Consider the following 7,107-nt stretch of genomic DNA (forward strand, 5'->3'; position numbering starts at 1 on the left):
GTCAGTCAGCCGTCGTGCTCAGTGACCTGTTCCACACCGCTCGCGCCGAGCGGACCGGCCGCGGCGTGAGGCTCCCTTACCGAGACGGGCGGCGGCGGACTAGGGTGGCGGACGTAGAGCACTCGCGGGAGCCCGGACGCACCGGGCTGAGAGGGAGGCTGGCGGCCTCCGACCGTACGAACCTGATCCGGGTCATGCCGGCGAAGGGAGGGGCTGGACGCCCATGTCGTCTCCACGGACCTCAGACGTCCTCGTCATCGGGGGCGGGATCATCGGCCTGGTCACGGCCTGGCGGGCCGCGCAGCGCGGCTTCGGGACCGCCGTGGTGGACCCCGGACCGGGTGGCGGAGCCGCGCAGGTCGCGGCCGGGATGCTGGCCGCGGTCACCGAACTGCACCACGGCGAGCAGACCCTGCTCGGGTTGAACCTGGCCTCGGCCGGCCGCTATCCGGACTTCGTGGCGGAGCTGACCGACCTCACCGGTCACGACCTCGGCTACCGGCGGTGCGGCACCCTCGCGGTCGCGCTGGACGCCGACGACCGCGCCCACCTGCGTGAACTGCACGCGCTCCAGGGGCGGTCGGGGCTGGACTCGGAGTGGCTGTCCGGGCGGGAGTGCCGGCGCCTGGAACCGCTGCTGGCGCCCGGTGTGCGCGGTGGGCTGCGGGTGGACGGCGACCACCAGGTGGACCCGCGGCGGCTGGCGGGCGCGCTGGTGGCGGCCTGCGAACGGGCGGGCGTCGTCTTCCACCGCACCCGGGCCGACCGGCTGACCGTCGTCCGCGGCCGCGCGGCGGGTGTCACGACCGCCGAAGGGACCGCGCTCGGCGCGGGCCAGGTGGTGCTGGCGGGCGGCAGCCTCAGCGGGCGGCTCGCCGGCGTCCCCGACGACGTGCTGCCGCCCGTACGGCCGGTGAAGGGGCAGGTGCTGCGGCTGACCGTGCCGAAGCCGTACGCGCCGTTCCTGAGCCGGACCGTGCGCGCCGTGGTCCGCGGCAGCCACGTCTACCTGGTGCCGCGGGAGAACGGCGAGCTGGTGGTCGGCGCGACCAGCGAGGAGCTCGGCTGGGACACCACCGTGACGGCGGGCGGGGTGTACGAGCTGCTGCGCGACGCGCACGAGCTGGTGCCCGGCATCACCGAGCTGCCGCTGACCGAGACACGCGCGGGACTGCGCCCCGGCTCGCCCGACAACGCGCCGCTGCTGGGCCCGACCGCCCTGCCGGGCCTGCTGCTGGCCACCGGGCACCACCGCAACGGCGTGCTGCTGACACCGGTCACCGGCGACGTCCTGGCACACGCCCTGACCACGGGTGAACTGCCCGACGAGGCCCGCCCCTTCACACCCCGTCGCTTCGGCGCCGCCGTCCGCGTGGAGCAGCCCGTATGAACATCTCCGTCAACGGTGAACCCCTGCGGGTCGAGCCGGGCACCGGCCTGGACACCCTCGTGCGCTCCCTCACCGCGGCGCCCTCGGGCGTGGCCGCCGCGCTCAACGAGACCGTCGTCCCGCGCGCGCGGTGGTCCGCCACCTCCCTGCGCGAGGGAGACCGCGTGGAAGTCCTCACCGCCGTCCAAGGAGGCTGACCGATGGCCGACGACCCCTTCGTCCTGGGCGGTACGCCCTTCACCTCCCGTCTGATCATGGGTACGGGCGGCGCGCCCAGCCTCGACGTCCTGGAACGCGCGCTGGTGGCGTCCGGGACGGAGCTGACGACCGTCGCGATGCGGCGTGTGAACCCCTCGGTGCACGGCTCCGTCCTGTCGGTGCTGGAGCGGCTGGGCATCCGGGTCCTGCCCAACACGGCGGGCTGCTTCACCGCGGGCGAGGCGGTGCTGACCGCCCGGCTGGCCCGCGAGGCGCTGGGCACCGCCCTGGTGAAGCTGGAGGTCATCGCCGACGAGCGCACCCTGCTGCCGGACCCGGTCGAGCTGCTGGAGGCGGCGGAGACCCTCGTCGACGACGGGTTCACCGTGCTGCCGTACACCAACGACGACCCGGTGCTGGCGCGGAAGCTGGAGGATGTCGGCTGCGCCGCCGTGATGCCGCTGGGCTCGCCGATCGGCTCGGGCCTCGGCATCCGCAACCCGCACAACTTCCAGCTGATCGTGGAGCACGCGCGCGTGCCGGTGATCCTGGACGCGGGCGCCGGTACGGCCTCCGACGTGGCGCTGGCGATGGAGCTGGGGTGCGCCGGGGTGATGCTGGCCTCGGCGGTGACCCGCGCGCAGGAGCCGGTGCTGATGGCCGCCGCGATGCGGGCCGGGGTGGAGGCGGGCCGGCTGGCCCGGCTGGCGGGCCGCATTCCGCGGCGGCACTTCGCGCAGGCGTCGTCCCCCGGCGAGGGCCTGGCCGTGCTGGACCCGGAGCGTCCCGCGTTCTGAGCTGCGCCGCGGGCCCCGCCGGGCGGTCCGCGGCGGCCTCGGCACGGTGTGCGAAGCGTCACAGGTCGGCTGCAGTCCCGCCCCGATATCGGGTGAAACCGTGGGGCTGTCCGTGGCGGCTCGTACACTCACCTGCGTGGATACGACCCTTCAGGACCCGCTTGTCGGGCAGGTGCTCGACGGCCGCTACCGCGTCGACGCGCGGATCGCGGTCGGCGGGATGGCCACGGTCTACCGGGCCCTGGACACCCGCCTGGACCGTGTGCTCGCGCTGAAGGTGATGCACCCGGCGCTGGCGGCCGACGGTTCCTTCGTCGAGCGGTTCATCCGCGAGGCGAAGTCCGTGGCCCGGCTCGCGCACCCCAACGTCGTGCAGGTCTTCGACCAGGGCACCGACGGGTCGTACGTCTATCTCGCCATGGAGTACGTCGCCGGCTGCACCCTGCGGGACGTGCTGCGCGAGCGCGGGGCGCTGCAGCCGCGCGCCGCCCTGGACATCCTGGAGCCGGTGCTCGCCGCGCTGGGCGCCGCGCACCGCGCCGGGTTCGTGCACCGGGACATGAAGCCCGAGAACGTGCTGATCGGGGACGACGGGCGGGTCAAGGTCGCCGACTTCGGACTCGTCCGGTCCGTCGACACCGTCACCAGCACCACCGGAACGCTGCTCGGCACCGTCTCCTACCTCGCGCCGGAGCAGATCGCGGACGGCGCCGCCGACCCCCGCGTCGACGTGTACGCGTGCGGTGTCGTGTTCTACGAGATGCTGACCGGCGAGAAGCCGCACGGCGGGGACTCCGCCGCCGTGGTGCTCTACAAGCACCTCCATGAGGACGTGCCCCCGCCCTCGGCCGTCGTGCCGGGGCTGCCCCACCAGCTGGACGAGCTGGTCGCCTCGGCGACCGCGCGCGATGCCGGCGTCCGCCCGTACGACGCGGTGGAGCTGCTGGCGCGGGTCCGGGTGGTGCGCGCCCTGCTCGGCGAGGATCAGCTGGACGCGGAGCCGCCGCGCGCGATCACGTCGGGCGCCGCGCACGCCGAGGACCGCACGAGCGTGATCCCGCGTTCGCTGACCGTGCGCCCACTGCCCGTCAACGAGGACCACGACGCCACGGCCGGGCAGCAGGCGGTGTTCAACCGCACCAGCCGGCTGGAGAGCCCCCCGCCGCTGCCGCCGCGCCGCCGCTCCCGGCCCCGGCGCGGGCTCGTCACCCTGATCGCCGCCGTGCTGCTGGTCCTGGGCGTCGGTGCGGGCGTCTGGTACATCAACTCCGGTCAGTTCACCACCGTCCCCGCGGTGCTGGGGCAGACCGAGGCGAAGGCGAAGGGCCGGCTGGAGGCGGCCGGACTGGAGGCCGGCAGGTCGAAGCACGACTACAGCGACACCGTGCGGCGCGGCACGGTCATCACGACCGACCCGGCCCCGCGCAGCCGTATCCGCGACCACGACACCGTGACCCTGACGATCTCCGACGGCCCGGAGACCGTGCGGGTGCCGGACCTGGAGGGCGTCCGTCTCGACGAGGCGAGGAGCCGGCTGCGCAAGGCCGGGCTGGCGCCCGGCATGGTGACCCGCGACTTCAGCGACGAGGTCGCCAGGGGGTCCGTGATCAGCACGGAGCCGGGCGCGGGCACGACACGGCACGCTGACTCGGCGATCGCCCTCCTCGTCAGCAAGGGCAGCCCGGTGGACGTCCCCGACGTCACCGGCGAGAGCCTCGACGAGGCCCGCGCCGACCTGGACGAGGCGGGCCTGAAGGTGAAGGTGTCCGCCGAGCAGGTCACCTCCGAGTTCGACAAGGGCCAGGTCGCCCGGCAGACCCCGGGGGACGGCGCCGAGGCCGCGGAGGGCGACACGGTGACGCTGACGCTGTCCAAGGGACCGGAGATGGTCGAGGTCCCGGACGTCGTCGGGGACAGCGTGGACGACGCGAAGTCGGCCCTCGAGGACGCCGGCTTCGAGGTCGACGAGAGCCGGGGCCTGCTCGGGCTGTTCGGCGACACCGTCAGGAGCCAGTCCGTGGAGGGCGGGGAGACGGCCCCCAAGGGGTCCACGATCACCATCAAGATCAGGTGACCGGGCACTCCCGTGCCCATGACACCCTGAACGGGTGAAGAGCCAGCAACCCGGTCCGTCCCGCAACCCCGTCGGCGGCCACATCCCCGTGGCCGGCGGCCTGCACTCCGTGGGCCTGTCCTACGCCCGTGAACTGGGGGCCGAGACCGTGCAGGTCTTCGTCGCCAACCCGCGCGGCTGGGCCACCCCCGCCGGCGACCCGCGGCAGGACGAGGCGTTCCGCGCGGGGTGCGAGGCGGAGTCGATCCCGGCGTACGTGCACGCGCCGTACCTGATCAACTTCGGTTCGCACACCGCGGCGACGGCTGAGAACTCGGTCACCTCGTTGCGGCATTCGCTGCGCCGGGGGCGGGCGATCGGCGCCCGGGGCGTGGTCGTGCACACGGGGAGCGCGACCGGCGGCCGGGAGCGGTCGGTGGCCCTGAAGCAGGTGCGGGAGTACCTGCTGCCGCTGCTGGAGGAGCTCACCCACGACGACGATCCGTACCTTCTGCTGGAGTCGACCGCCGGACAGGGCTCCTCGCTCTGCTCCCGCACCTGGGACTTCGGGCCGTACTTCGAGGCGCTGGACGCCCATCCGAGGCTCGGGGTGTGCCTGGACACGTGCCACATCTTCGCGGCCGGGCACGACCTGACGGGGCCGAACGGCATGCACCAGACGCTGGACCTGCTGGTGGACACGGTCGGCGAGGGCCGGCTGCGGCTCATCCACGCCAACGACTCCAAGGACGTGGCCGGCGCCCACAAGGACCGGCACGAGAACATCGGCGCCGGCCACATCGGCGAGGACCCGTTCCGGGCGCTGTTCACCCACCCGGCCACGGCCGGGGTACCGCTGGTGATCGAGACGCCCGGGGGCCGGGAGGGCCACGCGGCGGACGTGGAGCGGCTGAAGAAGCTGCGGGACGGCTGACCGCGCGGGCGGGTCAGAGCTCGGGGCCCTCGCCGGGCTCCTCCTGGTAGGAGTACCGCTGCTCCCGCCAGGGGTCGCCGATGTTGTGATAGCCGCGCTCCTCCCAGAAGCCGCGGCGGTCGGCGGTCATGTACTCCACACCGCGGACCCACTTGGGTCCCTTCCAGGCGTACAGGTGGGGGACGACCAGGCGGAGCGGGAAGCCGTGCTCGGCGGTCAGCAGCTCGCCGTCCTTGTGGGTGGCGAAGATCGTGCTCTCGGACGCGAAGTCCGACAGTCGCACATTCGAGCTGAAGCCGTACTCCGCCCACACCATCACATGGGTGACGCCGGGTGCGGGCGGGGCGGTCTCCAGGATGGTGCGGGCCGGGATGCCGCCCCACTCGGCGCCGATCATGCTGAACTTCGTGACGCAGTGCAGGTCGGCCAGGACCGTGGCGTACGGCAGGGCCGTGAACTCCTCGTGGGTCCAGCAGCGCTTCTCGCCGTCGGCGGTCGCGCCGAAGACCCGGAACTCCCAGCGCTCGGGCCGGAACTTGGGGACCGGGCCGTAGTGGGTGACGGGCCAGCCGCGCTGCAGGCGTTGCCCCGGTGGTAGCTCGGAGTGTGCCGCTGCTCCCGACTCGCGTTCCACCGGCTGACCCATGACTCCATCCTGACAGACCGGGGACGGTGCGCCGACCGCCCCCTTCCCCATCCGGGCAATTCGGTCCGAGACCGCACTTACTTACTAAGTGAACACTTACTGGACGATCTTCGTGACCGATGCAATCATGCGGCGCAATCTGCCAGTTCCCCCGGTTGGAAGGAGCCTCTGCGATGCAGGGCGACCCCGAGGTCATCGAATTCCTCAACGAGCAGCTGACCGGCGAGCTCACCGCGATCAACCAGTACTTCCTGCACGCCAAGATGCAGGAGAACTTCGGCTGGACGAAGCTCGCGAAGTACACGCGACACGAGTCGTTCGACGAGATGAAGCACGCGGAGGTGCTCACCGACCGGATCCTCTTCCTGGAGGGGCTGCCGAACTACCAGCGGCTCTTCCACGTCCGGGTGGGCCAGACCGTCCGGGAGATGTTCGAGGCGGACCGGCAGGTCGAGGTCGAGGCGATCGACCGGCTCAGGCGGGGCATCGAGGTGATGCGCACCAAGGGCGACATCACGTCCGCGAACATCTTCGAGTCGATCCTCGCCGACGAGGAGCACCACATCGACTATCTGGACACCCAGCTGGAACTGCTGGAGAAGCTCGGTGAGGCGTTGTACATCGCGCAGCTGATCGAGCAGCCGGAGAGCTGAGTCCCCGGGGGAAGTCAGGCCGCCTCGTCCAGTTCGTCGAGGTCACCGAGGGTGGCCGACACCGGCTGCCCCTGCTCGGCGAGGTCACGGCGCGGGCGGGCGTCCCGTCCCAGCAGCGCCTGGATGCGGCGCACGCACGAACCGCAGTCCGTGCCGGCCTTGCAGGCCGAGGCTATCTGGCGGGGGGTGCAGGCACCGCCCTCCGCGTGCCGCTTCACCTGCGCCTCGGTCACACCGAAGCAGCTGCACACGTACACGCGGTTCACCTCCCCGACGGGATGGACAGGTCGTGCCGTACCGATGGGCCGGGCGCCCGTTGATCGGTGAGGCTAACCTAACCTTACCTGGCGCTCAGGAGCCGCAAAAGTGGGGTGGGGGGCGGATGGTATGTGATACGCGCCCCACATCAACCCGGGGTGGCAGGGGCCCCGGGGCC

At 72.5% G+C, this 7,107-nt stretch carries 8 protein-coding genes and 1 riboswitch; of the genes, 6 read left to right on the forward strand and 2 right to left on the reverse strand.

Annotation, left to right across the window (positions count from 1 at the left end; translation table 11 throughout):
- Positions 1-114 precede the first annotated feature (114 nt).
- Positions 115-226, forward strand: a riboswitch (TPP riboswitch).
- The 5 genes from thiO to ABZT03_RS31685 all read left to right on the forward strand — a co-directional run bounded on the left by thiO (position 224) and on the right by ABZT03_RS31685 (position 5,372).
- Positions 224-1,390, forward strand: coding sequence for a glycine oxidase ThiO (gene thiO, locus ABZT03_RS31665; RefSeq protein WP_356045791.1), 1,167 nt, complete (start codon positions 224-226; stop codon positions 1,388-1,390). (Overlaps the previous riboswitch by 3 nt.)
- Complete coding sequence (gene thiS / locus ABZT03_RS31670; protein WP_356045793.1) at positions 1,387-1,587, forward strand: sulfur carrier protein ThiS; 201 nt, start codon at positions 1,387-1,389, stop codon at positions 1,585-1,587. The genes thiO and thiS overlap by 4 nt, the downstream gene beginning before the upstream one ends.
- A gap of 3 nt (positions 1,588-1,590) precedes the next feature.
- On the forward strand, positions 1,591-2,385 hold the full coding sequence (locus ABZT03_RS31675; protein WP_356045795.1) for a thiazole synthase: 795 nt from the start codon (positions 1,591-1,593) through the stop codon (positions 2,383-2,385).
- A gap of 136 nt (positions 2,386-2,521) precedes the next feature.
- Positions 2,522-4,459: a Stk1 family PASTA domain-containing Ser/Thr kinase gene (gene pknB, locus ABZT03_RS31680; protein WP_356045797.1), complete on the forward strand. Its 1,938-nt coding sequence runs from the start codon at positions 2,522-2,524 to the stop codon at positions 4,457-4,459.
- Positions 4,460-4,493: 34 nt separating this feature from the next.
- Positions 4,494-5,372, forward strand: a complete 879-nt coding sequence (locus tag ABZT03_RS31685; protein WP_356045799.1) for a deoxyribonuclease IV — start codon at positions 4,494-4,496, stop codon at positions 5,370-5,372.
- Positions 5,373-5,385: 13 nt separating this feature from the next.
- Here ABZT03_RS31685 and ABZT03_RS31690 read toward each other — a convergent pair whose 3' ends face one another.
- Positions 5,386-6,018, reverse strand: a complete 633-nt coding sequence (locus ABZT03_RS31690) for a sulfite oxidase-like oxidoreductase (protein ID WP_356045801.1) — start codon at positions 6,016-6,018, stop codon at positions 5,386-5,388.
- A gap of 173 nt (positions 6,019-6,191) precedes the next feature.
- Between ABZT03_RS31690 and bfr the strand changes: the two genes are divergently transcribed.
- Positions 6,192-6,671 (forward strand): bacterioferritin, encoded by a 480-nt coding sequence (gene bfr / locus ABZT03_RS31695; protein WP_356045803.1) that lies wholly within the window; start codon positions 6,192-6,194, stop codon positions 6,669-6,671.
- Positions 6,672-6,685: 14 nt separating this feature from the next.
- Here bfr and ABZT03_RS31700 read toward each other — a convergent pair whose 3' ends face one another.
- The gene (locus ABZT03_RS31700) at positions 6,686-6,937 is read right to left on the reverse strand and encodes a (2Fe-2S)-binding protein (RefSeq protein WP_356045805.1); all 252 of its coding nucleotides are present in this window, start codon (positions 6,935-6,937) and stop codon (positions 6,686-6,688) included.
- Positions 6,938-7,107: the final 170 nt, after the last annotated feature.

Origin of the sequence: Streptomyces sp. NPDC005574 (genome assembly GCF_040605435.1) — a bacterium.
Classification (GTDB): domain Bacteria; phylum Actinomycetota; class Actinomycetes; order Streptomycetales; family Streptomycetaceae; genus Streptomyces.